24 protein-coding genes are annotated in these 24,489 nt (G+C 68.2%); 10 read left to right on the top strand and 14 right to left on the bottom strand.

Annotation, left to right across the window (positions count from 1 at the left end):
• Positions 1–15: 15 nt before the first annotated feature.
• On the top strand, positions 16–2,865 hold the full coding sequence (locus OPF83_RS11935; protein ID WP_264887677.1) for a GNAT family N-acetyltransferase: 2,850 nt from the start codon (positions 16–18) through the stop codon (positions 2,863–2,865).
• Between the two features lie 115 nt (positions 2,866–2,980).
• Here the strand turns inward: OPF83_RS11935 and OPF83_RS11940 are convergent, their stop codons facing one another.
• The 4 genes from OPF83_RS11940 to OPF83_RS11955 all read right to left on the bottom strand — a co-directional run bounded on the left by OPF83_RS11940 (position 2,981) and on the right by OPF83_RS11955 (position 6,753).
• The gene (locus OPF83_RS11940) at positions 2,981–3,949 is read right to left on the bottom strand and encodes a sigma-70 family RNA polymerase sigma factor (protein WP_264887678.1); all 969 of its coding nucleotides are present in this window, start codon (positions 3,947–3,949) and stop codon (positions 2,981–2,983) included.
• A 163-nt stretch (positions 3,950–4,112) separates the two neighbouring features.
• On the bottom strand, positions 4,113–4,550 hold the full coding sequence (gene dtd, locus OPF83_RS11945) for a D-aminoacyl-tRNA deacylase (RefSeq protein WP_264887679.1): 438 nt from the start codon (positions 4,548–4,550) through the stop codon (positions 4,113–4,115).
• A complete protein-coding gene (locus tag OPF83_RS11950) occupies positions 4,547–6,226 on the bottom strand; it encodes a methyltransferase (protein ID WP_264887680.1) in 1,680 nt (559 codons plus the stop codon). Before OPF83_RS11950 ends, dtd begins: the two co-directional genes overlap by 4 nt.
• Positions 6,223–6,753: a DUF3099 domain-containing protein gene (locus OPF83_RS11955; RefSeq protein WP_264887681.1), complete on the bottom strand. Its 531-nt coding sequence runs from the start codon at positions 6,751–6,753 to the stop codon at positions 6,223–6,225. The genes OPF83_RS11950 and OPF83_RS11955 overlap by 4 nt, the downstream gene beginning before the upstream one ends.
• Before the next feature lie 72 nt (positions 6,754–6,825).
• Between OPF83_RS11955 and OPF83_RS11960 the strand changes: the two genes are divergently transcribed.
• Both OPF83_RS11960 and OPF83_RS11965 read left to right on the top strand, forming a co-directional pair.
• Positions 6,826–7,071: a DUF3039 domain-containing protein gene (locus tag OPF83_RS11960; RefSeq protein WP_182630864.1), complete on the top strand. Its 246-nt coding sequence runs from the start codon at positions 6,826–6,828 to the stop codon at positions 7,069–7,071.
• Positions 7,064–8,899, top strand: a complete 1,836-nt coding sequence (locus tag OPF83_RS11965) for a DEAD/DEAH box helicase (RefSeq protein WP_264887682.1) — start codon at positions 7,064–7,066, stop codon at positions 8,897–8,899. The genes OPF83_RS11960 and OPF83_RS11965 overlap by 8 nt, the downstream gene beginning before the upstream one ends.
• Before the next feature lie 127 nt (positions 8,900–9,026).
• Here the strand turns inward: OPF83_RS11965 and OPF83_RS11970 are convergent, their stop codons facing one another.
• Positions 9,027–10,433: an RNA polymerase sigma factor gene (locus OPF83_RS11970; RefSeq protein WP_264887683.1), complete on the bottom strand. Its 1,407-nt coding sequence runs from the start codon at positions 10,431–10,433 to the stop codon at positions 9,027–9,029.
• A 180-nt stretch (positions 10,434–10,613) separates the two neighbouring features.
• Positions 10,614–11,552: a polyphosphate--glucose phosphotransferase gene (gene ppgK, locus OPF83_RS11975; RefSeq protein WP_375546260.1), complete on the bottom strand. Its 939-nt coding sequence runs from the start codon at positions 11,550–11,552 to the stop codon at positions 10,614–10,616.
• Between the two features lie 241 nt (positions 11,553–11,793).
• Between ppgK and OPF83_RS11980 the strand changes: the two genes are divergently transcribed.
• Positions 11,794–12,660: an inositol monophosphatase family protein gene (locus OPF83_RS11980; protein ID WP_309297780.1), complete on the top strand. Its 867-nt coding sequence runs from the start codon at positions 11,794–11,796 to the stop codon at positions 12,658–12,660.
• Here OPF83_RS11980 and cei read toward each other — a convergent pair.
• On the bottom strand, positions 12,657–13,241 hold the full coding sequence (cei, locus tag OPF83_RS11985) for an envelope integrity protein Cei (protein ID WP_264887685.1): 585 nt from the start codon (positions 13,239–13,241) through the stop codon (positions 12,657–12,659). The two genes, OPF83_RS11980 and cei, sit on opposite strands and share 4 nt — an antisense overlap.
• Positions 13,242–13,498: 257 nt before the next feature.
• On the opposite strand from cei, the gene OPF83_RS11990 reads away from it, so the two are divergent.
• Positions 13,499–13,801: a DUF4193 domain-containing protein gene (locus OPF83_RS11990; RefSeq protein WP_264887686.1), complete on the top strand. Its 303-nt coding sequence runs from the start codon at positions 13,499–13,501 to the stop codon at positions 13,799–13,801.
• Positions 13,802–13,871: 70 nt separating this feature from the next.
• Here the strand turns inward: OPF83_RS11990 and OPF83_RS11995 are convergent, their stop codons facing one another.
• Entirely contained in the window at positions 13,872–14,378 is a 507-nt protein-coding gene (locus OPF83_RS11995; RefSeq protein ID WP_264887687.1) for a DUF3093 domain-containing protein, read from the bottom strand.
• 53 nt (positions 14,379–14,431) lie between these two features.
• Between OPF83_RS11995 and dut the strand changes: the two genes are divergently transcribed.
• The 4 genes from dut to OPF83_RS12015 all read left to right on the top strand — a co-directional run bounded on the left by dut (position 14,432) and on the right by OPF83_RS12015 (position 17,102).
• On the top strand, positions 14,432–14,911 hold the full coding sequence (gene dut / locus OPF83_RS12000; RefSeq protein ID WP_264887688.1) for a dUTP diphosphatase: 480 nt from the start codon (positions 14,432–14,434) through the stop codon (positions 14,909–14,911).
• A gap of 70 nt (positions 14,912–14,981) precedes the next feature.
• Positions 14,982–15,935, top strand: a complete 954-nt coding sequence (locus OPF83_RS12005) for a DUF3710 domain-containing protein (RefSeq protein WP_264887689.1) — start codon at positions 14,982–14,984, stop codon at positions 15,933–15,935.
• Between the two features lie 25 nt (positions 15,936–15,960).
• Positions 15,961–16,362, top strand: coding sequence for a hypothetical protein (locus OPF83_RS12010; RefSeq protein WP_264887690.1), 402 nt, complete (start codon positions 15,961–15,963; stop codon positions 16,360–16,362).
• Positions 16,359–17,102 carry a DUF3159 domain-containing protein gene (locus tag OPF83_RS12015; RefSeq protein ID WP_264887691.1) on the top strand — a complete coding sequence of 248 codons (744 nt, stop codon included), beginning with the start codon at positions 16,359–16,361 and terminating at the stop codon, positions 17,100–17,102. The genes OPF83_RS12010 and OPF83_RS12015 overlap by 4 nt, the downstream gene beginning before the upstream one ends.
• Before the next feature lie 109 nt (positions 17,103–17,211).
• On the opposite strand, the gene OPF83_RS12020 is transcribed toward OPF83_RS12015, so the two are convergent.
• The 3 genes from OPF83_RS12020 to OPF83_RS12030 all read right to left on the bottom strand — a co-directional run bounded on the left by OPF83_RS12020 (position 17,212) and on the right by OPF83_RS12030 (position 19,437).
• On the bottom strand, positions 17,212–18,135 hold the full coding sequence (locus OPF83_RS12020) for a hypothetical protein (RefSeq protein WP_264887692.1): 924 nt from the start codon (positions 18,133–18,135) through the stop codon (positions 17,212–17,214).
• A 184-nt stretch (positions 18,136–18,319) separates the two neighbouring features.
• Positions 18,320–18,844, bottom strand: a complete 525-nt coding sequence (locus tag OPF83_RS12025) for a carboxymuconolactone decarboxylase family protein (protein ID WP_264887693.1) — start codon at positions 18,842–18,844, stop codon at positions 18,320–18,322.
• A complete protein-coding gene (locus tag OPF83_RS12030; RefSeq protein ID WP_264887694.1) occupies positions 18,841–19,437 on the bottom strand; it encodes a peroxiredoxin in 597 nt (198 codons plus the stop codon). Before OPF83_RS12030 ends, OPF83_RS12025 begins: the two co-directional genes overlap by 4 nt.
• A 154-nt stretch (positions 19,438–19,591) precedes the next feature.
• Here OPF83_RS12030 and OPF83_RS12035 point away from each other — a divergent pair, with 154 nt between their 5' ends.
• Positions 19,592–20,527: a hydrogen peroxide-inducible genes activator gene (locus tag OPF83_RS12035; protein WP_264887695.1), complete on the top strand. Its 936-nt coding sequence runs from the start codon at positions 19,592–19,594 to the stop codon at positions 20,525–20,527.
• Here OPF83_RS12035 and OPF83_RS12040 read toward each other — a convergent pair.
• The 3 genes from OPF83_RS12040 to gndA are packed head-to-tail and all read right to left on the bottom strand — an operon-like array spanning position 20,515 to position 24,280.
• Positions 20,515–21,489, bottom strand: a complete 975-nt coding sequence (locus OPF83_RS12040; protein WP_264887696.1) for a hypothetical protein — start codon at positions 21,487–21,489, stop codon at positions 20,515–20,517. The two genes, OPF83_RS12035 and OPF83_RS12040, sit on opposite strands and share 13 nt — an antisense overlap.
• Positions 21,486–22,760: a DEAD/DEAH box helicase gene (locus OPF83_RS12045; protein ID WP_264887697.1), complete on the bottom strand. Its 1,275-nt coding sequence runs from the start codon at positions 22,758–22,760 to the stop codon at positions 21,486–21,488. The genes OPF83_RS12040 and OPF83_RS12045 overlap by 4 nt, the downstream gene beginning before the upstream one ends.
• 47 nt (positions 22,761–22,807) lie before the next feature.
• The gene (gene gndA / locus OPF83_RS12050; protein WP_264887698.1) at positions 22,808–24,280 is read right to left on the bottom strand and encodes an NADP-dependent phosphogluconate dehydrogenase; all 1,473 of its coding nucleotides are present in this window, start codon (positions 24,278–24,280) and stop codon (positions 22,808–22,810) included.
• Between the last annotated feature and the right edge of the window lie 209 nt (positions 24,281–24,489).

Below are 24,489 nucleotides of genomic sequence, written 5' to 3' on the forward strand. Positions count from 1 at the left end.
CCCAGGAGGATCCCCATGGCGAACTCTGACGAGACCCCGACCGGTGACCCCGTGGCCGACCGCACCTCGGCCGGTGACACGGCGGCCGGTGAGGCGGTGGCCGGTAAGGCGGTGGCCGGTGAGGCGGCGGCCGGTACCTCGACGACGGGCGAGGCGGGTCCCGGCACGTCGGACATACCTGCTGTGGACCCACCCGAGCACGCCTCGACTGACACCTCCCTGGACACTTACCCACCCGGCTATCCGCATGAATGGGCAGCTGATGTGCTCGGATCCGACGGTCGGGCGGTGCGGATCCGACCGATCGTCCCAGAGGACGCCCCGAAGATCGCACGGTTCCACACGAGTCTGTCCGAGCGGACGCGGTATCTCCGTTACTTCGGGTCCCGGGACGTGCTGTCGGACCGCGAGCTCGAGCGGATGACCAACGTCGATTACCGCGACCGGATGGCGTTCGTCGCCGAACTCGGCGCGGAGGTCATCGGTATGGCGATCTACGAGCGTCTACCTGATTCGACCTTCGCGGAAGTGGCGTTCACCATTTCCGATCATCACCAGGGCCGTGGACTCGGCTCTATCTTCCTCGAGCACCTAGCGGGTGCGGCGGCCGAATGCGGAATCGACCACTTCGAGGCGGAGGTGCTCTCGGAGAACCGATCGATGATCCAGGTCTTCCGGCGGGCGGGGTACGAGATCTCCCGGTCCTTCGACGGGTCCACCCTGCATCTCGAGTTCGCTATCGACCCGACCGAGGCGCTCACGAACGTCCGCAACTCGCGAGAGGCCGCCGCCGAGTCCCGCAGCGTCGCGCGTGTACTCACGCCTGGCTCCGTGGCCGTGATCGGTGCCTCCGACCAGGTGGGCAAGATCGGACACACGGTCCTGCGCAATCTCATCGGGAACGGCTTCTCCGGCCCGGTGTACCCGGTCAACTCCGATGCCCAATCGGTTCAGTCCGTGCGGGCGTACGCGAGCGTCCGCGACATTCCTGATCCGGTCGATCTCGCCGTGGTGGCTGTACCGGCCGCGTCCATGTCGGAAGTTCTGGATGACTGCCTGTCGAAGGGCGTGTCCACCCTGGTGGTGATCTCGGCGGGGTTCTCCGACATGGGGAGCGCGGGCGTCGTCTCCGAGCGACGCCTTGTGAGCGAGGCACGGGCCCACGGGATGCGCGTGGTGGGCCCCAATGCCCTGGGCGTGATCAACACCTCGGCTGACGTGCAGCTCAACGCGACCCTGGCTGAGCACGTCCCGGGTGCCGGTCGGGTCGGGTTCTTCTGCCAGTCCGGCGCACTGGGCATCACGATTCTCGCGGCGGCCGCCCGTCGTGGGCTCGGGCTGTCGACCTTTGTCTCCGCCGGCAACCGTGCCGACCTGTCGGGTAACGACCTACTGCAGTACTGGGACACCGACTCCGCCACCGAGGTCGTCCTGCTCTATCTCGAGAGCTTCGGTAACGCGCGGAAGTTCTCCCGGATCGCACGACGCGTGGCGCGGAACAAACCCGTCATCGTGGTGCGGCGCGCTGCAGATGACCTGGAATCGGGGGTCCAGGGTCTCACCGCATCCGCGATCCGCGGATTGTTCCGCGACTCGGGTCTGATCCAGGTCGACTCCATCACCGACCTCTTCGACACCGCCACGTTCCTCGCGTACCAGCCCCTTCCCGCCGGCAGCCGACTCGGCATCGTCGGCAACTCCTCGGCGGTCGCCCGACTCGGTGGAGATTCCGCTCGTCTGCAGGGGTTCACCGTCACGCGGTCGGTCGACCTGGGCGCCAGCGCGGGACCGGATGATTTCCGGTCGGCGATCGCCGAAGTGCTCGCCCTCGATGAGGTCGATTCCGTCCTCACGGTGTTCGTCCCACCGGTCGCGACCGAACCCGGCGGCTACGCCGAGGCGATCCGGGCGGCGGCGGACGGGATGGACAAGCCCGTCGTCAGTACCTTCCTCGCCGGGGAGGGGCTGCCGGAAGGACTCACGGTCACCGACGACTCCGGTGTGGCCTCCCGCGGATCGATCCCGTCATACCCCTATCCCGAACGAGCGGTGTCCGCGCTGGTGCGCGCCCGACGGTATGCGGAGTGGCTCGACCGGCCGGCGCAGGAACCCGCGGAGTTCGACGACATCGATCGCGCCCGTGCGCGAGAACTGGTCGACTCGCTGTGCCACGCCAACGCTGGCGTCCCCGCGTTTGACCTGACCCAGGGCCAGGTGCGTGCGCTGCTCGAATGCTACAGAATCGACATCGTCGACTACCGGGTCGTGGCCGACGTCGACCAGGCGGTGATGGCGGCCGACGAAATGGGGTACCCGGTCGCGGTCAAGGCCATGAGCGAACGGTGGCGTACCCGCAGCGACCAGTCCGGTGTCCGTCTCGACCTCGAAGACGCCGCCGCCGTCCGACACGCCTTCGACTTCCTCAAGTCGACTACAGGCTCGGGGTCACTACATGTGCAGAAGATGGCCACCAAGGGTGTCGCGGTGACGATCCGCGTCGCTGATCACCCGATCTTCGGCTCCCTGATCTCCTTCGGGCTTTCCGGACTCCTGTCAGACCTCCTCGCCGATCGTGCGTTCAGCACGCTGCCGATCTCACCGAGCGACGCCGCCACACTGTTGGACCGGCCCCGCGCCGCACCGATTCTCGCTGGATACGCGGGGGACACCCCGGTCGACAGGGAGGCGCTGATCGAGCTGATGGCGCGTGTGTCCTGTCTCGCCGAGGACGTACCGGAGATGCGCAGGCTCGCGCTGGATCCCGGGCTCGCCGCACCCGACGGGGTGGCCGTGCTCTATGCGAGCGTCACGCTCGGTACGACGCCGCAGTTCAGCATCGACGAAGGCCCTCGCCGACTCCGCTGAGCGCCCCCGACGACTCGACCCCGCCTCGTGTGTACGAGACGGGGTCGAGTGCTACCCGGAGCGTCAGGGGGATGGCGTGTAGGGAACTGCGCGCCAGCGTTCCGGCGGGCCGGGGTCAGCCGGCGTAGGAGCGGAGCTTGTCCGCCCGCTGGCCCTCACGGAGCTTGGCCATGACCTCACGCTCGATCTGGCGGACGCGCTCGCGGGAGAGCCCGAAGCGCTTCCCGATCTGGTCCAAGGTCCGCGGCTGGCCGTCGTTGAGGCCGAACCGCAGGGTGATGACCTGCTGCTCACGCTCCTCGAGTGTCGACAGCACGGCACGCACGTCGGAATGCATGACGCTCGTGACGACCGTGTTCTCGGCGCTGATCGCCTCGGCGTCCTCGATGAAGTCGCCGAGCGGTGCCTCCTCGTCGGCGCCGACGGGCATGTCCAGGCTCACCGGGTCACGGGAGTGATCGAGGAGTTCCTCGATCTTGTGTGCCGGGATGCCGGACTCCTCGGCAAGCTCCTCCAGAGTGGACTCACGCCCGAGCTGCTGGTGCAGCTCACGCTTGATGCGCGCGAGCTTGTTGACCTGCTCGACCAGGTGCACCGGGAGACGAATGGTGCGGGACTGATCGGCCATTCCACGCGTGATGGCCTGACGGATCCACCACGTGGCGTAGGTCGAGAACTTGAAGCCCTTCGCGTAGTCGAACTTCTCCATGGCGCGGATCAGACCCAGGTTGCCCTCCTGGATCAGGTCCAGAAGCGGCATACCGCGACCGGTGTAACGCTTGGCCAGGGAGACGACCAGACGCAGGTTCGCCTCGAGGAGATGGGCGCGGGCCGCCTCGCCCTCCCGGACGATGGTCGCCAGATCGGCCTTACGAACCGGGCTCATGCGCTTCTTGGTCTCGAGAAGATGCTTGGCGTACAGCCCGGCCTCGATGCGCTTCGACAGCTCCACCTCGTCCTCTGCCTTGAGCAGAGCGGTCTTGCCGATCCCGTTCAGGTAGACGCGGACGAGGTCGGCGCTGGGGCTCTGGCCTTCCGAATCCGCCCCCGTCCGAAGATCCGATCGGGTGGTGGCTGACGTCATGTCTCCTCCTCCTGCCGCGCCCTGTGACGGGGCTGGCGTTCGGTCGCTGGTGGACGGATCAGGCTCGTGTCCGGATTCCGGTCACGTACACCTACAACGGAGGGGGTGCCCGGAATGTTCCCGGGAGAATGATTTCGGTCACGGCGTGTGACGAAATGGTCCGTCAGCGACTGCCGGGCGTCTCGACGAGCACTGTGAACGGACCGTCGTTGACCGAGTGGACCTGCATCATCGCGCCGAACGAGCCGGTCGACACCTCGAGCCCACGGTCGCGGAGGCCTGTCACCACCGCCTCGACCAGCGGCTCGGCGATCTCGCCCTTCGCCGCCCTCACCCACGACGGGCGCCTGCCCTTGGCCGTGGATCCCATCAGGGTGAACTGACTCACCACGAGGACCGGAGCTCCGACCTCCGCGGCGCTCCGTTCGTCCCGCAGGATTCGTAGATCGGAGATTTTGCGGACCATCGTGGCGACGTCGGCGTCGTCGTCGTCGACCGAGACCCCCACCAGCACCAACAGTCCGGGGCCGGAGAGGGCTCCCACCACCTCGCCCCCGACGGTGACCGACGCCTCGGTGACGCGCGAGATCACCGCCTTCACGTCCCACGCTCCTCGTCTGAGGGCGGCAGGTCGGATTCGTCGGACTGCCGCGGCGCGACCTCGTCGGACTGCCGCGGCGCGGCCCTGTCGGACGCCGACAGTGCGGCCGCGCCGGGCGGTACCAGGCCCGGCACCCCCACGGGCACCAGGACACCGTGCAGGAACAGGTCGGCCACCACCCGACGGACAGGCCCGGAAAGCTCGTCGGGATCGGCGCCAGTCGCGGCCGCGGCGAGGATCACCAGGTCCTCCAGCGGCAACGCCCCGGTCCGCGCACCGCGCAACACCGTCGCGGTGAACCTATCGATCTCGTGCCGCCACCGCGCGCCGGTGACGCGCTCGACCACGACTGTCTCGCTCTCCGACGGACCGCCCTCGGCGTCGGTCGGGGCGAGGGGCGTCGGGGCGAGGGACTCGGACACGTGCAGACGGACGTCGGGGGACAGGGTGAACACGGTCGAATTCAGGGCGACGTCCTCGCCACCGAGTCGCTCGGCGGTCTCCCGCAGCCAGGCCGTGCGCCCGAAGTAGGCCTCCGCCTCGTCCCCGAGCCCCGCATCGAAAGGGTGGGAGAGATCCTCACACAACACCGATGACGGACCGTCGACCCTGCGCAGATAGACGTAACCGAACCCGATACCCGCGACATCGTTGTCGCGGAAATGGTCGAGCCAGCGGTCCGCGGCACGCCACATGGACTCGTCCCGCGGGTCCATCCCCTCGTCGGTCAGCCACGTCCAGACGTACAGGCCGGGATCCGAGGTGTCCCTGCGGAGAATCCACGCATCCACGCCCTCGGCCGGGATCCACGAGGCGACGTGCGTCCGCCAGTCGACCTCCTCGCGCTCGACCCAGGACGCGAGCATCACCGCGGTCCCGCCATCAGCGAGGAACTCGGGCGCCTCCGAGACGACCGTCCGGCTGGCTCCGTCCAATGACAGACCCGACTCCCGGTAGGAGTGCCCCGTCTCCGGCGGGCCCACCACGAACGGCGGATTGGCCACGATCCGGTCGAACCGGCGGCCGGAGACCGGCTCGAACCACGGCCCCCGGAGTAGCTCCCCGGACAGCGAGTTGATCGCCAGTGTCGCCTCCGCCAATTCGAGACAGCGCGGCGTGATGTCGGTCCCCGTCCCCGCGGCCCCGGAGTCGAGCGCATGGACCAGCTGCACGCCGCTACCGGTGCCGAGATCGAGGACCGACCCGACCGGCGACGAGGGGGTGATCCGGAGCAGCGACAGGGTCGCCTGGCCGACCCCGAGGACGTGGTCGGGACGTGTGACGGTGTGCACCATCGACCCGTCGACGTCCGAGAAGATCCAGCGGGTCCCGTGACCGAGGTCGACCGGCCGGAGATCGACGAGCGCCCGCACCGCGTCGGCAGCGCATTCCCACAGTCCGGCGCGCACGCCGTCGCTCACGGCCACGTCCGTCAGGAGCGCCTCGACCTCGGACCGGGGGAGAGCGTCGCCCAGGACGAAGAGCCGGAGAAGGGCACCGGTAGCGCCGGCCCCGCGTGCGCTCCGCCGGACGAACGCCGCGTCCGAGCGGCCCAGAGCGTCGACCGCGTCCGAACCGAGCGCGTCCTCGAGCCCCGGAACCGTGTAACCGTGCCGGCGGAACGCCTTGGCCAGGGCGGGGGACAGGCCCGTCAGGGAGGGGGTGGTACCGGTCACTGTGTCGTGTCGCTCTCGTCGGTGGTGGTGGTGGCGGGCTCGTCGGCGGGGTCCGTGGTGGCGCGGGGACCGGTCTCCCGACCGGTCTCGTCTCCGCCCGTGCCCGTGCCCGCGCCTTCGCCTTCGCGCTCGCCGCGACGCTCCTGTGCCGCGTGCTCAGAGGACGTCGGACCGCCGGTGAGACCGGCCGGCAACCGGACCTGGGTCGGGGTGCCGAGCCTGCCGGCGGTGTACGCCCTCGCCTGGGACTTGGGCAGCGGCGGTCTGTCGTTGGCGCCGATCACCGCGATCCAGGGGATGGGGATGGACCCGCCCACGATCGCCAACGCGATCCACGGGTTGTTCCAGATCGCGAGGGACCCGGCGGCCAGCAGGAGTGCCGGGATGCGGATGCTCATCAGCAGGAAGTACCGCTTCTTACGAGCGGCGAGTTCGTCCCGGTAGGACTCGCGTGCCCCGGTGATGACGACGGGACGGGAGGTGTCGTCCCGATCGTCGGACCGGTGTCGCCGGAACTCGGGTGCCATGGATCCCAAACTACTCCGGCCCCGGCGCTGGAGCGTTGGCGCGGTGACAGTCGGGTGCGGCATCATGAGGGGGTGAGCACCACCCGGACAAAGACACTCGAGCGTCCCGAGGTCACTACGACCGAGGAGACGGAGGACGACGCCCCGAAGTTCTTCCACTACGTGGACAAGAGCAAGATCGCCGAGAGCGCGGTCATGGGCACCTATGTGATCGCCCTGTGCGGTGAGGTCTTCCCGGTCACCCGTTCGGCGAAGCCCGGATCACCGGTCTGCCCTGAGTGCAAGCGCGTCTACGAGTCGCTGAAGCCTGGTGAGTAGTCCCGGAGCGGTCCCGGGCACGCAGGATCAGACCGCAGCACCCGCCGCTACGCCGGCCGCGGGGGGATCTCTGCGTGCCTGGCAGCGCACCGCACTGCGCAAGTACCTCATGGCACGGCCCAAGGACTTCCTCGCCGTGGCGACGCCCGGTGCAGGAAAGACGACCTTCGGACTCCGCGTAGCGAGCGAGCTGCTCGCGGACCGGACCATCGACACGATCACAGTCGTGGCACCGACCGAGCACCTCAAGTATCAGTGGGCTGCCTCGGCTGCACGCAACGGCATCCTCCTCGACCCCGAGTACTCGAACTCCTCCGGCGCCCTGCCGCCCGAGTTCCACGGCGTGGTGGTGACCTACGCGCAGGTCGCTGCGCACCCGTTCAAACACCGCCAGCGCACGGCGTCGCGGCGCACACTGGTCGTCCTCGACGAGATCCATCACGGCGGAGACGCGAAGAGCTGGGGTGACGCGATCCGGGAGGCGTTCGAGGACGCCGAGCGTCGTCTCGCGTTGACGGGAACCCCGTTCCGGTCCGACGACAGCCCGATCCCGTTCGTCACGTACGAACCCGACGGGCAGGGGCACCAGCGCTCGAAGGCTGATCACACGTACGGCTACGCCGACGCGCTGGCCGACGGTGTCGTGCGGCCGGTCGTGTTCCTCGCCTACTCGGGCGAGGCCCGGTGGCGTACCAACGCGGGCGAAGAGTTTTCCGCGCGCCTCGGTGAACCGCTCAGTGCCGACCAGACGTCACGCGCGTGGCGGGTCGCCCTCGACCCCCACGGTGACTGGATGCCCGCGGTCCTGCAGGCCGCCCACACTCGGCTCCGTCAGGTCCGGGCCGGGGGAGTGCCGGACGCCGGCGGACTGGTGATCGCCACCGACCAGGAGCGCGCCCGCGAGTACGCCGCACTGCTGACCGAGATCAGTGGCACGGCCCCGACCGTCGTCCTGTCCGACGACCCGACCGCATCGAGCCGGATCGACGCCTTCTCGGAGTCGGACGACGAGTGGATGGTCGCCGTGCGCATGGTGTCCGAGGGCGTCGACGTGCCCCGCCTGAGCGTGGGCGTGTACGCGACGAGCGCCTCGACGCCGCTGTACTTCGCGCAGGCGATCGGCCGCTTCGTCCGCTCGCGACGCCCGGGCGAGACCGCGTCGGTGTTCCTGCCGTCCGTCCCCGTGCTGCTGGACCTGGCCTCGAAGATGGAGGCCCAGCGCGACCACGTCCTGGGGAAGCCGCACCGCGAGGAGTCGCTGGAGGACCAGCTCCTCGCGCAGGCGAATCAGCAACAGGACGAGAAGACCGACGACGACGAGGACGGCGGCTACATCTCGCTGGGCGCCGACGCCGAACTCGACCAGATCGTGTACGAGGGATCCTCGTACGGCACCGCGACGTTCGCCGGAAGTGAGGAGGAGGCCGACTACATCGGGCTTCCCGGTCTCCTGGGTGCGGATGACGTGAAGGCGCTCCTCCGCCAGCGTGAGAAGGAGCAGGTCAAGCACCGCTCCGCATCACACGCGTCCGGGACGGGCCAGGTGGCCGTGGTGGGCGCCGATCCCGCGATGGCCGGGACCACGCTGCCCGGCAACTCCAGCGGGCCCGGAGCGAATGCCGGCGCCGCCGAGCGCGTGGCCACGGCGGCCGAGCTCAAGGATCTGCGCCGGCAGCTCAACACACTGGTGTCGGTGTACTCGGGACGACTCGGCAAATCGCACGGGGCGATCCACTCACAGCTGCGTAACGCCTGTGGCGGTCCTCCGGTGCCGATGGCGTCGGCCGACCAGATCCGGGAGCGCATCTCCACGCTTCGTTCGTGGTGAGGGAGCGCCGATTCACCACCGACAAGAGACGACCCACGCAAGGACGACCCACGCCGCGCATCCGGTCTCGGATGGCGGCGTGGGTCGTTAGTCCAGTCCTGACTCGTATGTGAGCCGAGGCGTTCTACTAGTCCAGGTAGTCGCGCAGTACCTGCGAGCGCGACGGGTGGCGCAGCTTTGACATGGTCTTGGACTCGATCTGACGAATCCGCTCACGGGTCACGCCGTAGACCTGGCCGATCTCGTCCAGGGTGCGGGGCAGGCCGTCGGTGAGGCCGAAGCGCAGGCGCACCACGCCGGCCTCGCGCTCGGACAGTGTGTCGAGCACCGAGCGGAGCTGGTCCTGCAGGAGCGTGAAGCTCACCGCGTCCACGGCCACGACCGCCTCGGAGTCCTCGATGAAGTCGCCGAGCTGCGAGTCGCCCTCGTCGCCGATGGTCTGGTCGAGTGAGATGGGCTCCCGGGCGTACTGCTGGATCTCCAGCACCTTCTCCGGGGTGATGTCCATCTCCTTGGCGAGCTCCTCCGGGGTGGGCTCGCGGCCCAGGTCCTGGAGCAGCTCACGCTGGATACGGCCGAGCTTGTTGATCACCTCGACCATGTGCACCGGGATGCGGATGGTGCGGGCCTGGTCGGCCATGGCGCGGGTGATGGCCTGACGGATCCACCAGGTGGCGTACGTGGAGAACTTATAGCCCTTGGTGTAGTCGAACTTCTCGACCGCACGGATCAGACCGAGGTTGCCCTCCTGGATGAGGTCCAGGAACGCCATGCCGCGTCCGGTGTACCGCTTGGCGAGTGAGACGACGAGGCGGAGGTTCGCCTCGAGCAGGTGGTTCTTGGCGCGGACACCGTCTCGCTCGATCCACTTGTAGTCGCGACGCTGGGCGGTGGTGAGCTTCTCGCCACGCTCGGCGACCTGTGCCATGTACCAGGTCGAGTAGAGACCGGCCTCGATGCGCTTGGCGAGCTCGACCTCTTCCTCGGCGTTGAGGAGGGCGACCTTACCGATCTGCTTGAGGTAGGCACGGACCGAGTCCGCGGAGGCGGTGAGCTCGGCGTCCTTGCGGGCCTGTCGCAGCGCCTCGGACTCGTCCTCGTCCCAGACGAAGTCGCCGGAGGCCTTGTCCTTGGCGGACGGCTCCTCCTTGGTCTCCTCGTCCGCTTCCTCGTCGTCCTCGACGTCCTCGACCTCGACATCCTCCAGTTCGGAGGTGTCGGGCTCGGCCTCGAGGCCTTCCTCCGGCTCGTCGACCTGCTCGTCGTTGACCTCGGGGTCAGCCGGTGACGGAGCCTTCTTGGCGGCGGTCTTCTTAGCTGCCGTCTTCTTGGCCGCCGTCTTCTTGGCCGCCGTCTTCTTCGCCGCAGTCTTTTTCGCGGCGGTCTTCTTGGCGGCGGTCTTCTTGGCCGCCGTCTTCTTCGCCGCAGTCTTCTTCGCGGCGGTCTTCTTGGCGGGGGCTGCGCCCGTGACCTCGGTGCCTGACGGATCGCCGCTCTCTGCGGTATCCGAACTGGTGGTCTTCGTGGCTGCCACAAACGCCCCTTCACAACCGAAAGCTGAACTGGATACGAGGATCGGTGCCGCGTTTCGGTGCAGACACTTGAGCCGTCCGCCTCGCGGTACCGGGCCCGTCCCCGGCCGGTACGTGATCCCGGCCTGCGCCATTGTAACGATGATCCGGCCCGAGGGTCGCATCCGGCGGGGTTGATCCGGTCAGTTCGTACTAGAGGGCAGCACGTCGCCGAGGTCCAAGAGACCGGCGTGTGCAGCGGCGTACAGCGCGGCACCGATGATCCCGGCGTCGTTGAGTCGCACTGCCGCGCGCACGGGCGTGCGGTTGTCCAGGAGCGGGAACCACTCGTCGGCCGCCTCGCTGACCCCGCCGCCGAGGACGAACACGCGCGGCCACAGCAGGTCCTCGATGGTGCGCAGCACGTTGGAGACGTGGGGTGTCCACTCGGCGAAGCTCAGCCCGTCACGGGCCCTGACCGAGGCCGACGCGAGGCGTTCGGCCTCGTCGACGACGGACCCCGAGATGTCCCGGACCAGGACGTGCCCGAACTCGGTGTTGGGGATCAACCGGCCGTCCATGATGAGCGCCGAGCCGATCCCGGTGCCCAGGGTGAGAAGTATCACGAGGCCCTCGACACCCTCTGCGGCACCGTAGTGGACCTCGGTGAGGCCCGCCGCGTCCGCGTCGTTGAGGACCACGACGTCCCGTCCCGGCAGGTGTCGAGCGAAGAGGTCGACCACATCACACCCGATCCACGCGTCGTCGATGTTGGGTGCGATCCGGGCCACGCCCTGGTGGATGACGCTGGGGAGTGCCACGCCCACCGGGCCGTCCCAGCCGAACGCCTCGACCTGGTCCCGGAGTACCCCGGCGACCGCGTCCGGGGTCGAGGGTTGCGGCGTGGGCGTGTACGTCCGCTCGCCGAGCATCTCCCCGGTGACCAGGTCCACACGGCCGACCTTGATGCCGGTCCCACCCACGTCCACTCCTAGTCCGATGGTGGCGGGTCCGGAGTTCGGCTCTGCAGAGGTGAAGGTCGGCTCTGCCGAGGTGGTGGTGGACTCTGCCCGGGTGGTGGTCGACCGAGCGGAGTCGGTGTCCGACCGGGAGGAGGCGGCGGATGTGGGGGTGGTGGCCAAGATGTGCTCCAGGGGAACCGGCCTTCACGGCCGACGACGGTGACGGAGGTGGTTGGCACCCGGGGGTACGGGGCACGATGGACGGTGGTCGCCCGACCGCAAGGGTATCCGCGCGCAGGGGAGACGAGCCCCGGAACCTGTGACGACGACGATGTGCGCGGGCACGTCGACGCGGTGCCGGATGCACGGTGACGTGTCGGGCGGACGAAGGTGACGGGATGCGAGAGACGGGATGAGCGACATGGAGACGGATGCTGGGAACGCGGGAGACGGGCCGGGACCGGAGACCGTGGACGGGCTCCGAGCAGTGGCCGACACGCTGGCGTGCTCCGGAGGGGACGTGGCCAGGCGGATGCTCGCCGAGCTCGCCGCCCCCGGACTGGGAGCACGGTCCAAGAGCTCAGCCACCGACCCCGTCACCGTCGTCGACACCTCGGTGGAGGACCATCTCCGCCGTGAACTCGCCGCGCACCGGCCGGACGACCGGATGCTGGGGGAGGAGTCCGGGGAAACGGGCGGCGCGACGGAGGCGGCCCCCAGTGCGGACGGCCGGGTGCGCTGGATCGTCGACCCCGTCGACGGGACCGTGAACCTCTTGTACGGCATCCCGTTCACCGCCGTCTCCATCGCCGCGGAACTCGACGGCGTCGTCGTCGCCGGGGCGGTCCACAACATCGTCACCCGCGAGACCTGGACGGCCGCGCGCGGCCGGGGAGCCACGCTCCGGGATGCGGACGGCACCGTCACCACCCTTGACGTCTCCGGCTGCGACGAGCTGGCGCTCGCGCTCGTGGGGACCGGATTCGCCTACGACTCGGCGGTACGCGCGGAACAGGGGCGAGTAGCGGCAGACCTGTTGCCCCGCGTCCGCGACATCCGACGGTGCGGTTCGGCGGCACTGGACCTGTGCATGCTCGCCACCGGACGACTCGACGCCTACTACGAGCGGTGTCTCAAGCCCTGGGACCACGCGGCAGGGGCGTTGATCGCCGAGGAAGCGGGCGCCGTCGTGGCGCCCTCCTACGACGACGCGGTTCCCACGGTCGCGGCCGCCCCCGGAGTGGCGCGCGAATTCCGAGAGGCGCTGGAGAGTTGCGGGGCGCTCTAGCAGCTGACCGACCGCGCGCTCTCCACCACGCTGGAGATGGGCTGGCGGCCGACCTTGAGCTCGTCGAGCGCGCTGACCGAGGACACGGTGTCAGACAGTCGCGAGAACGTCGTGCCCAGGACCAGGTCCACAGTGTCGTCCCCGCGCCCGTCCGCGACGAGCTCCATGCACGGCGCCGCAAGCGAGAGGGACCGGGCACTCGCCTGACCGGACTCGCCGTAGCGGATCTGGCCGTGACACTCGAGTGACTGGCCGTAGATCGGGTCGTTGCCCGTGGCGTCCGCGCCGGCTGCCTGGAACCCCCGCTCGGCCAGCTGGGCGGCCACGGCACCCGCCTGGCCGCTCTGACCGTTGCCGTTGAGGACCCGGATCCGCGTGGCCTCCAGGACTGCGGGTTCCACCGAGTCGAGCGCGTCGACCTCCTGCGCCTCGAGGCCAGCCTCCGTCGCGGTGGCCGGGACCGGGCACGCCACCGCCTGCGTCGCCACGTCGTCGCCCTCCAGCGCCAGGGCCCAGACGATGCCGCCGAGAAGGACCACCGCCACCACGAAGATCACGTACGGAGAGCGGAGACGGGCCATCCCCCGAGAGGGGGTCGGGCTCGGAATGGTTTGGGTGCTGAGGTGGGCGACCATCAGGGGCCTTCCTGCAGGTGAGCGGTGTAAGGGCACGGAAGGGCCCTCGGCCAACACTGTAAACGGCGGGGGCGCCGGGCCGGTGTTGGGACACGGGCAGTCGACGACGGATGAAAATCGGTGGGGATTCCGTTACTATGCGTGCGCCGGTCGACCACGACCGATGAGCGCACACCTGACTCGGACCCGCAGAAAAGAGACTCATGGCAACCGACTACGACGCACCCCGCCGGACCGAGGCGGACGAGCTCTCCGGCGATTCGCTGGAAGAGCTCAAGGCCCGACGTGCCGAGGGTGCGACCGGTGAGGTCGACGTGGACGAGACCGACACCGCCGAATCCTATGAGCTCCCGGGCGCCGACCTGTCCGGAGAGGAACTGACGGTCAGCGTCGTGCCGGAGCAGGACAACGAGTTCACCTGCGGTGAGTGCTTCCTCGTCCATCACCGCAGCCGTTACGCCGAGGAGCGGGACGGCCTGCCGATCTGCGTGGACTGCGCGGGCTGACCGGACGCAGACGCCCGGTCCCCTGACAGGGGCCGGGCGCCGAAATACCGCGCATCCCGCGCGGCGTGGGTCAGACGTAGCGGTTGTCCGGGAGCGCGGCCGCGAGTCCCTCGGGATCGCGCGTGCTGATCAACCAGTACGGAGTGGGATCCATCGGGTCGTCCAACACGACGATCACCATCGTGCGGATGTACCCGCGGTGCACGACGAACGCCTCCGGATCGAGCTGGCGACCCATCGCCGCCTGCTTGGCGGTCGCCGGGACCACCGCGGTACGCGAGATCGCGTCGAAGGGGAGCCGGGCGTTACCCGCGTACAGGGTGCCGCCCCCCTGGCCGTCGGACTCCACCTCGATCTTCTCGCGGCTGACGGTGACGAACAGCCAGGCGAAGAGGACCGGGATCACGACGACCAGCACCCACATCCACCACCGGGCGCCGATCATGACGCACAGCGCGACCACCACTGCGGTGACCGCGATCAGCGCGATCCACCACCACAGGGGAACGCGCAGTGTCTCCGAGTGAACCGGACGAGGAGAGCGGTCGCGGTGCGGGCGTAGATCTTCTTCGGTCACACCGGTAAGACTATCGACTATCCGGGACACTGCCGGTAGGAGGGCATCGATACATGAACCACAGCACGCACACCCCCGCGACAGGACCCGCGCTGCGCCTACAGCGACTCGACCCGGACCTGCCGTTGCCCGTACGCGCGCATCCGACCGATGCCGGACTCGACCTCCACGCCGCCGGTGACTGTGAGCTGGAGCCGGGCCGGCGCGCCCTGGTGGGAACAGGTGTGGCTATCGGGTTGCCCCCGGGATATGTGGGGCTGGTCCATCCGCGTTCAGGACTGGCCGCCCGAGCCGGCCTGTCGATCGTCAACGCACCGGGCACGATCGACGCCGCCTATCGCGGCGAGATCAAGGTCAACCTCATCAACCTCGACCCGGACGAGACAGTGCGCATCACGCGCGGAGACCGGATCGCGCAGTTGCTGATCCAGAAGGTCGAACTCTGGGATGTCGTCGAGGTCGACACACTGGACGAGACCGAGCGCGGTGCCGGCGGGCACGGCTCGACGGGCGGTCACGCTCGGCTGACCTGACCGGAGGTGGCGGCGTTGGGTAGCGTCGTCCGGGACGGTCCCACACGGGACCGACGCGCACGGGGAGAGGATGTCCACGATGTTCGGACGGAAGAAGCGATCGAGCGAGGCTCGTGATGCGGCGGTCGCCGCGGAGGCCACGCCTGAGGTCCCGCAGGCGGACGGGCCCCATGACCGCTCGGAGATCAGTGACGTCCCCGGCTACTACACCGACCTCGGGTTCGGGCACATCGACCTCGGCGCCATGGTGATCGGCGTCCCCAAGGGACGCGATCTCAACGTGGCGATGGACCCCAATGGGCAGCCGGAGTTCCACGTCGTGAGCACGGTGTCGCGCGTGATCCCCCGGGTGTTCGCCGCCCCGAAGTCCGCGGGACAGTGGCGCACGATGGTCGCGGACATGCGTGAGCAGCTCGAAAAGCAGGGCGGCGACGTGTCCGTGGTCGACGGACCCTGGGGGCGCGAACTCGTCGCCGAGATGCCGGGCGCGGTCTTCCGTGCCATCGGCGTCGACGGACACCGGTGGACGGCCGAGGTGCGGATCATGGCGGTCCCGGACAACGCCGAGCAGGCTGCCGAGGAGGGCCGGGACGTGTTCAGGCACCTGCTGGTCAACCGGGGTACCGCGCCGATGCCCGTCCGCGAGCAGTTGGCTCTGACCATTCCGGAGGAGATCCAGACGGCGATCACCAAGGCGCAGTCGCAGCTCGCAGCCCAGCAGCAGGCGCAGGCATATCAACAGCAGATGGCGGCCGGTCAGCAACAGGGCGTCACCGGCGTCCCGCCGCAGACGGTCCAGAGTCGCCCCGGTCAGGTTCCCGGCGGGGGACAGGGCCCGGCGGCCCAGACCCCACCGCAGGGCACCCAGGCGCCGCAGCAGTCCCCACAGGCCTCAACACAGGCCCCACAGGCGGCACCTCAGGCCTCACAGACTGCACCACAGGCCGCGCAGGCTCCGGATCGGTCGCCCGCACCGCGCCGTGACGGCAGTGCGATGGATCGCCTCCGCGACGACGACATCTGATTCCTCCGACACAGGCGAAAAGCTGATGCCTTCGTTGAACCGGGTGATCCGGAAACTCTCCGCACACCTCACCGATCCCGTCGAGGTGTTGGACGCCGCGGAACTCGCGGGCTGCGTCTCCAGCACCGGATGCGCCCAGGTCAGGGATGTCGTGCGCGGAGACCGCGTCACGCTCACCGGGCGTGTCCGCACTGTTCTCTCCGGAGGGGCCGAGGACCATCTCGGCGTGACAGCAGAGGTTTTCGACGGCACCGGATCAATCGACGTGTGCTGGTTGGGACGCCGAGTAATTCCCGGGATCGACACCGGGAGATACATCCGCGTCACCGGTCGTGTCGGAACCCGTGGCGGTCGCCATGTCATGTTCAACCCGCGCTATGAGCTGCTCGCCGGTCAGCCGCGCCGCACCGTGGAGGGCAAGCGATGACCGAACCCGAGCAGAAGTCGGGAACGGAGGCCGGTCGTCGATCGGCCTTCGGCGATCCCGATGCGTCATTGATCGACCAGATGGGCGGAATCCGGGGACTGGTGTTCTCGTCGATCCCGATCCTGGCCTTCGTCCCCGTCAACCAGATCTGGGGACTGCAGGTCGCGATCTGGTCGGCACTGGGGGTCGCGGTGGCGATGCTGGTGTACTCGCTAGTTCGCCGGGAGAACCCGCAACCGGCGATCTCCGGATTCGTCGGCGTCGCGATCTGCGTGTTCATCGCCTGGCGGACCGGCAGTGCCAAGGGATACTTCCTCTACGGGATCCTCACCCAGGCCGCGTACGCGGCGGCATTCGCCGTGTCCGCGGTGGTCCGGTGGCCCCTCGTGGGGGTGATCTGGGGCTTCCTCGACGGTAAGGGAATGTCGTGGCGGCGAAACCCGGCAGCACGACGCTGGTACGCGGTAGCGACTTCGGTGTGGGCGGGGCTGTTCGCTATTCGCGCTGTGCTGCAATACGTGCTCTACCTCAACGACGAGGTCACCTGGCTCGGGGCGGCCCGGATCGGGATGGGATGGCCGCTGGCGCTGGCAGCCTTCGTCGTGACCGTGTGGGCGGTCCGACGTGCTATGACCCATGAAGATCACGGTGGCACTGATGCCGGTCCTGTCGCTGACGAGACGACAGGCGACGTGGTCCACACCGAGGCGCAGTCGTCTGAGCGGCCGTCAACTGACTGACCGGGCATTGCCACGGCCGTGAAGAGGCGATGCCGATGAGAAACCCCGGTGGCCGACAGGCCACCGGGGTTTCGCGTTGCCGCGTCATAGTTCGACGAGGCTAAAGAGGTCAGAACGCTCCGGTCGCGGTCCTGGAGAACTCGCTCGGACCGGTGATGGCGCGGTAGGCCACCGTCGAGGCGAGCATGGTGATCGGGATCGCGACGAAGAGGCCGACGATCAGGGCGAGGGCGCCGACGATGAGGATCAGCGTGTTGAGGATCGCCAGCACGAAGAGGTTTCCGCCGTCGGACTTGATCGCGTTGAAGCTGGACTGGATCGCATCGGTCGGACTCATGTTGCGGTCGATCACGAACTGGAACGTCCAGTAGAGGAAGAACATGATCACGATGCCGGGGATGACCAGGAGGACCAGACCGATCGTCGTGGCGATGCCGACGAGGATGGCCGCAATGACGAACGCTCCGAAGTTGGTCAGCTTGAAGAAGCTACCGATATCCGGCTTGTGGCCGTCGACTTCCAGCAGCGCACCTCGGATGGAGAACGCCTGGATGAGGAGCGCGACAGCGATCGAGAGCAGCGAGCCGAGAGCGGCGACGCCGACCGACTCCGAGTTCGAGAACACACTGGTGAGCCCGTTGGCGACGAACGAGATGAGCGTGATGAGAAGCCACGGGACCGGATTGTTCTTGAACAACTGCCAAGCCGCGCCGATGGCCTCCGTGGCCGACGGCTTCCCGGTCATCATGGTTCCACCGCCGAACCCGGGCTGCTGGTACCCGCCTTCGTAGCCGGCGGCGCCGTACTGCGGGTCCGAGTATCCGGGCTGGCCGAAACCCTGGCCATACTGCTGACCGTAGCCCTGGTCCTGGCCCTGGCCGGGGTAAGGCTCGTAGCCCTGTCCTGGGTATGGCACATACCCCTGTCCCTGGCTCTGGTAGGGCTCCTGTCCCTGCTGGTTCCAGCCCTGCGAATCCGAACCGTACGGGTCGTTGTGTGACCCGCCGCCGGTCGGCGTGCCTCCGGTTGTCATATCGTCTCCGTATCGTCTGTGATGCTGAAGAGATCTTCGACAACATCTGCTCTCGAATCTAGTGCCCGTCGTCGCAGAAGGGGAGGCCACCACGGCGCGTCCGTGCTATTGGAGCCACCAAATGCAGCGAATCCCCGCTGACCTGGTGGTCAGCGGGGATCCTCCGCGTGAAAGCGGGGCGAGATCAGATATTCGCGTCGATCTCGACGGCCTGTGCGACACCGGCGATGGTGGCGGCGATCTTCACGGCCTCCCAGGCCTGCTCCTTGGTGAGTCCTTCCTTGCGGATGACGTCATCATGAGCAGCGGTGCAGTTCTCACAACCGTTGATCGTGGACACGGCCATTGACCACAGCTCGAAGTCGGACTTCTCGACGCCCGGGTTGGCGATGATGTTCATCCGCAGACCCATGCGGACCTGCGTGTAGTCCGAGCCGAGGAACTCCTTGGCGCGGTACGCCACGTTGTTCATGCCCATGATCGAGGCGGCCCCGAGTGCGGCGTTGAACGCCTCGTCGGAGAGGTGCTCACGCGCCTCGTCGGCGATCTCCGACAGCACGGTGGCCGAGCGGGTTGCGGCCGCGGTCGCGAGGAAGGTTCCCCAGAGCTGCTGCTCGTTCAGCTCCGTGGACCGGGCGAGCGAGCTGAGGTTCAGCTTGAGATCCTTGGCGAACTCCGGAAGTCCGGACTTGAGGTTCTCGATGCTCACTTGATGCCCTCCTGCAGCATCTCCATCTTGTCGATGTTCTTGGTGGGGTCGTTCTTCTGCCAGTTGCAGGCGCAGACCTCGGAGGACTGGAGGGCGTCCAGCACGCGGAGAACCTCGTCGACGTTACGGCCGACGGCGTCCGGGGTGACGGAGACGAACTGGATGACGTTGTCCGGGTCGACGATGAAGGTGGCGCGGTCAGCGACACCGCCGGCGTTCTCGACGCCGAGCGCCTGGATCAGCTCGTGCTTGATATCCGACAGGAGCGGGAACGGCACGCCCTTGAGCTCGTCGTTGGTGGCGCGCCAGTTGAAGTGCGCGAACTCGTTGTCGATCGAGCCGCCCAGAACCTGCGTGTCACGGTCCTGGAAGTCCTCGTCGAGCTTGCCGAACGCGGCGATCTCGGTGGGGCACACGAACGTGAAGTCCTTCGGGTAGAAGAAGATCACGCGCCACTTACCGGCGTAGGACTGGTTGGTGATGGTCTCGAAGTAATCCTCGGGCTGCTGCGCGTTCACCTCGCGGAGGTCGCCACCCTTCAGAGCGGTGAGCTCGAAGTCCGGGAACTGGTCGCCGATAGTGAGAAGTGACATCTGATCCTCCTAGTGCGTGGGACGCTGTTCTGCGTTCTCAAGTCACTATGCCCGAGGCTGTTCAACAGGTAAAGCCTACTGAGATCAAGGTCACTAATAGTTCTTGTCAATCAATCGTCGACGTATGACTATTGATCCGCCTACAGTATTAGGTATGCCCGATCAACGATTCGTTCCCAGCGTGATGCAGCTCAGAGTGTTTCTGGCCGTCGCGGAACGGTTGCACTTCCGGAGTGCGGCCGAGGATCTGAGAATGAGTCAGCCCTCACTGTCCCAGGCTCTCGCGACCCTTGAAGAGGGGCTCGGCCTCCATCTCGTCGAACGCAGCACCAGATCGGTCCTCATCACCCCGGCCGGGCAGCAGATCCTGCCGTATGCGCGGGCGGCGGTTGTGGCGATGGATGCAGTCGCTGACGCCGCGGCAGGCAGTGGGGGACCCCTGTTCGGCCAGCTCCGTATCGGAGTGATCCCGACGGCCGCGCCCTACCTCCTGCCGGGCCTCCTGCCGGCGCTGGCGGAAGAGTTCCCTGACCTCCGTCCGAGGATCGTGGAGGACCAGACCGCGAGACTGGTCGAGGGGCTCCGCAGCGGCGTGATCGACGTCGCCATCATGGCGTTGCCGACCGACGCCACCGGCATCGCGGCCACACCGCTGTACAGCGAGCGGTTCGCCCTGTTGGTCCCGTCGGACCACGAACTGGCGGGCCGGAGCGGACTGTCGCCGGACGCGCTCGTCGACCAGCCCTTGTTGCTGCTGGACGAGGGCCACTGTCTGCGCGAGCAGACGGTCCAGTTGTGCCGCCAGGTGTCGGCTCCGGTCCTGGGCCGGGAGGAATCACGCGCGGCCTCGCTCGCCACCGCGGTGCAGTGTGTGGCGGGTGGTCTCGGCGTGACGATCGTGCCGGAGTCTGCTGTGGGGCCGGAGACCCGTGGGCCGGGAATCGGGGTGGCATGGTTCGCCGATCCCTCGCCGGGACGAACCATGGGCCTCTTTCTGCGGACCGCGACGGGCTCGGACGAGTCCTACGCCCAGCTCGGCCGCGTCATCATCGAGGTGGCACAGGCCGTCTTCGGCGCTCAGCCGGTGTGAGCCGGAGCGAGCGGTCGTCGACCAGAATCCGCGTCCGACGTGGCCAGTGAGTCCAATCGGTCCATGGCCTCGAGATAACGTGCGCGGAGCGCCTGCGTCCTCGTGACCCAGCGACGTTGAAACGCGACGAACTCGGCTCGCCCTTCCGGGGTCTCCACGGGGATCGGCGCGAGTCCCCACTGCGAGAGGTCGTAGGGGGAGGAGCGCATGTCGATCTCGCGGGCGCTGAAGGCGGCACGGAGGGCGTCGAGGAGCAGCTCACCGGGTGCCCCGGCTTCCATCGCGGCGGTGTGGGCGTAGATGTCCATTCCCGCGTGGAGGCACGCCGGCTGCTCGAACTTGGCCTGCACGTCGCGCGAGAGCCGGTTCTCGTTCCGGGGCTCCGCGGGTGGGGTGAAGAAGCGGAAGGCGTCGAAATGGGTGCAGCGCAGTCGTGAGCTCCGGACCACCTCGTCGATCTGCTCGTGGGTGAGCCGGAGCGGGACCTGTCCGTGACGCACCTCGTCGCGTGTCGTGCGGTAGAGCATCGCCCATTCATGGAGTCCGAAGCACCCTGTCGCTCCCGGCCGTGACGTGGTGGCCTCGACGACCTCGCGGGTTCGTTGAAGGCGCGCGCCGCCCCGGGCGATCACCGAATCCGGATCGACGATCAGACCGGTACGCCCGTAGAGGGTTGCTTGACGGTAGTGCCGCCACTGACGCCGTTCGGTGAGGTGGGCGTTCTCGAGAAGGACGCCCGGGCCCGGGTGCCATCTCCGGACAGTGCCGACACTCGTCCGGTAATAGGTGAACAGGAAGTCGATGACCGGGTGCGGCGTGCCGTTCTGACGCCGTCGTAGGTGGTCCGACGTCAGCTCATCCACGGCGGCGTGGTGGTGCTGCTCCCGGTCACGCCATAGGTCTTCCGGCAGCACCACGGGGGAGCGGGGGTCGGTGCGGGTGGTCACCGTCTGCGGGGTCACGTGCGCTTCTTCCGCTTCGGCCGATGGACGCGCGAATTGGCCGGCCGGCGGGTGGAGGAGCGCGGGGCGGGCGCCCGCCGCTGGCGGGGGAGGTCGATCGGATCGCCGAACACTGCGCCGAGTGTTGCGGCGGAGGACGGGGCGTCGGCGTCGATCGTCTCGACGGTCATGCCGGCGGCGCCGGCCTGGTCGATGACCCGGTCCAGGTCATGGGGTTCGACGACCGCGGCGACGATCCCCGCGGATCCGGTGCCGCGTCCGGTTCGGCCGGAACGGTGTACGAGGTCGTGGACCGAGTGCGGTGCTCCGACGTGGACGATGTGCCCGATGTCGTCGAGATCCAGTCCACGACCGGCGAGATCGGTGGTCACCAGGACCCGCACGGTGCCGGAGGCGAGCGCGCCGAAGGCGCCGGCGCGCCTGGTCGGCGAGGCCGATCCCGAGATCCCCGTGACGGTCACCCCGGTGTCCGCGATCGCCGCCCGGAGTGGTTCGACCGAGTCTCGCCGGGGCACGAAGAACAGCGCGCGTCGGCATCGCGCGGACAGTGCCGTGGCGCAGCTGCTCGGGTCGGTGGTGGTGAGGATGAGGAGGTGACGTGGACTACCGGTGACCGCCGGGTCCGTGGCCTGCGCGGAGTGGGCTGGTGGTGGGTCGCCGTCGGGTGTGGTGGTGACGCGGTGGACCCTAAGACTCGGGCGACGACGACGGAGTTCGTCCTCGACTTCGGCGCCAGCGGTCGCTGTGACGGACATCAGGGTGGCGTCCGCGCACAGGTCCAGCAGGATCTCGGTCTGTTTGCGGAATGAGGCGTCCACGAGTTGGTCCACCTCGTCGAGCACGATGACAGCGATGTCGTCCGTGCGCAGGGCGCGGCTCGTGACGAGGTCGACGAGCCGGCCTGGAGTCCCCACCGCGATGTCGACGGGAGGGATGAGTGCGCGCTTGTCCTTGGCGATGGAACCGCCGCCGACAAAGCAGGCGGTGCGCAGTCCCTCGGCGGCGCCGACGATGGCGAGCACCTCGTCACTCTGGATAGCGAGCTCACGCGTGGGGGAGACCACGAGGGCGCGCGGCCTGCCCGGGATGCTCGGTGCCCCGGCGATGCGGGTGACGACACCCACGGCGAAGACCAGCGTCTTGCCGGACCCGGTGGGCGCGACGGCGAGAAGGTCTTCTCCCGCGATCGCATCCCCCAGCGCGGCCGCTTGGACGGGGCTCGCCGGGCCGCTGACGATCCCAGAGACGGCGTGCCGGACGGGAACCGACACACCGTTCTCGGTCAGCAGTCGGCCCAGGTCGGGGCGTTCGTTCCTGCTCAGGCCTGCACCTCGGACCGGTCGCCGCTCCAGAGGGTGTGGAAGCTACCCTCACGGTCTGTGCGGAGGTAGGTGTGGGCACCGAAGAAGTCGCGCTGACCCTGGATGAGTGCCGCGGGCAGACGCTCGGTGCGCAGGCCGTCGTAGTAGGCGAGCGCTGCCGAGAATCCGGGGGCGGGGATGCCCGCGGTGACGGCGGTGGCCACGACACGACGCCAGCTGTCCACGCAGTCGGCGAGCGCGTCGGCGAAATACGGTGCGGCCAGCAGTGACGGCAGATCGGGGTTCTCTGCGTAGGCTTCGCGGATCCGGTCGAGGAACGTGGCGCGGATGATGCACCCGCCCCGCCAGATGGTCGCGAGGTCGCCGCGCGCGATGTCCCAGCCGTGTTCGACGCTGGCTGCGGTGATCTGGTCGAAGCCCTGGGCGTAGGCGATGATCTTCGACGCGTACAGAGCCTTGCGGACATCCTCGACGAACGCCTCTCCGGCGTCGGACGGGGTCGAAACCTGTCCGGCGGGTAGGGCCCGGCCCGCCTCACGCTGGGGAACCGAACTGGACAGCGCGCGGGCGAAGACGGCCTCGGCGATTCCCGTGACGGGAACGCCGAGATCGAGTGCGGACTTCACCGTCCACCGGCCGGTTCCCTTCTGTCCGGCCCGGTCGACGATCACGTCGACGAGAGGAGAACCGGTGGAGGCGTCGACCTGGGCGAGCACCTCGGACGTGATCTCGATGAGGTAGGAGTCCAGCTCGCCCGTGTTCCAGTCGCGGAAGACGTCGGCCATGGGGCCGGGCTCGATGCCGGCGATGCCCCGGAGGAGGTGGTAGGCCTCGCCGATCAACTGCATGTCGGAGTACTCGATGCCGTTGTGGACCATCTTCACGAAGTGGCCCGAGCCGTCCTCGCCGATGTGGGTGCAACACGCCGTGCCGTCCACCTGGGCTGAAATCGACTCGAGCATCGGGCCCACGACCTCGTAGCTTGATGCAGGACCTCCCGGCATGATCGACGGACCCTCGAGGGCGCCTTCCTCGCCACCGGAGATGCCGGCGCCGATGAAGCGGATACCACGCTCGGCCATGGCCTTCTCGCGACGGATGGTGTCCGTGTAGAGGGCGTTTCCGCCGTCGATGATGATGTCGCCCTCGTCGAAGGCGTCGGCGAGGGCCTCGATCACCGCGTCGGTGGGAGCTCCGGCCTGGACCATGATGAGCGCGCGTCGCGGCGACTTGAGCGCTGCCGCGAACTCCTCGATGCTCTCCGCGCGGACGAAGTCGCCCTCGGCTCCGTGCTCGTCGAGCAGGAGATCGGTCTTGCCCGCGGACCTGTTGTGCACTGCAACCGAGTACCCCCGGCGGGCGAAGTTCCGGGCGATGTTCGAGCCCATCACGGCGAGTCCTGTGACTCCGATGTCGGCGGTTCCGTTGGTGTCAGCGACGGTCTGCGCGTCCTCGCGCTCAGTACTCATGGGCCCAAGAGTAGTCGACGCCGTCCCGCACCGACTACCTGCGGTGATGACGCCGGATCTCCGGCAGTGCACCTGAACGTCGTCTGTGGACCAGCTGACAGATCGCACTTGCACTGAGTGCAATCTTTGGCGTCCTGCGGAGCATTTTCTTGGAGATCTCGGTGGATATGTTGTAACACTTAGTAGTGGGCTCAGTGACGGGCGCCACT

Origin of the sequence: Dietzia sp. NCCP-2495, from assembly GCF_026011735.1 — a bacterium.
Classification (GTDB): Bacteria; Actinomycetota; Actinomycetes; order Mycobacteriales; family Mycobacteriaceae; genus Dietzia.

What these genes read in the sequence shown, in the direction of transcription:
- OPF83_RS11990 (WP_264887686.1), top strand. Translation starts at nt 13,499, where the DNA reads ATGGCAACCGACTACGACGCACCCCGCCGGACCGAGGCGGACGAGCTC.
- OPF83_RS11955 (WP_264887681.1), bottom strand. Translation starts at nt 6,753, where the DNA reads ATGGCACCCGAGTTCCGGCGACACCGGTCCGACGATCGGGACGACACC.
- OPF83_RS12015 (WP_264887691.1), top strand. Translation starts at nt 16,359, where the DNA reads ATGACCGAACCCGAGCAGAAGTCGGGAACGGAGGCCGGTCGTCGATCG.
- OPF83_RS12010 (WP_264887690.1), top strand. Translation starts at nt 15,961, where the DNA reads ATGCCTTCGTTGAACCGGGTGATCCGGAAACTCTCCGCACACCTCACC.
- gndA (WP_264887698.1), bottom strand. Translation starts at nt 24,280, where the DNA reads ATGAGTACTGAGCGCGAGGACGCGCAGACCGTCGCTGACACCAACGGA.
- OPF83_RS11980 (WP_309297780.1), top strand. Translation starts at nt 11,794, where the DNA reads ATGGAGACGGATGCTGGGAACGCGGGAGACGGGCCGGGACCGGAGACC.
- OPF83_RS12020 (WP_264887692.1), bottom strand. Translation starts at nt 18,135, where the DNA reads ATGACAACCGGAGGCACGCCGACCGGCGGCGGGTCACACAACGACCCG.
- OPF83_RS12005 (WP_264887689.1), top strand. Translation starts at nt 14,982, where the DNA reads ATGTCCACGATGTTCGGACGGAAGAAGCGATCGAGCGAGGCTCGTGAT.
- cei (WP_264887685.1), bottom strand. Translation starts at nt 13,241, where the DNA reads ATGGCCCGTCTCCGCTCTCCGTACGTGATCTTCGTGGTGGCGGTGGTC.
- OPF83_RS12030 (WP_264887694.1), bottom strand. Translation starts at nt 19,437, where the DNA reads ATGTCACTTCTCACTATCGGCGACCAGTTCCCGGACTTCGAGCTCACC.
- OPF83_RS11935 (WP_264887677.1), top strand. Translation starts at nt 16, where the DNA reads ATGGCGAACTCTGACGAGACCCCGACCGGTGACCCCGTGGCCGACCGC.
- OPF83_RS12035 (WP_264887695.1), top strand. Translation starts at nt 19,592, where the DNA reads ATGCCCGATCAACGATTCGTTCCCAGCGTGATGCAGCTCAGAGTGTTT.
- OPF83_RS11940 (WP_264887678.1), bottom strand. Translation starts at nt 3,949, where the DNA reads ATGACGTCAGCCACCACCCGATCGGATCTTCGGACGGGGGCGGATTCG.
- dut (WP_264887688.1), top strand. Translation starts at nt 14,432, where the DNA reads ATGAACCACAGCACGCACACCCCCGCGACAGGACCCGCGCTGCGCCTA.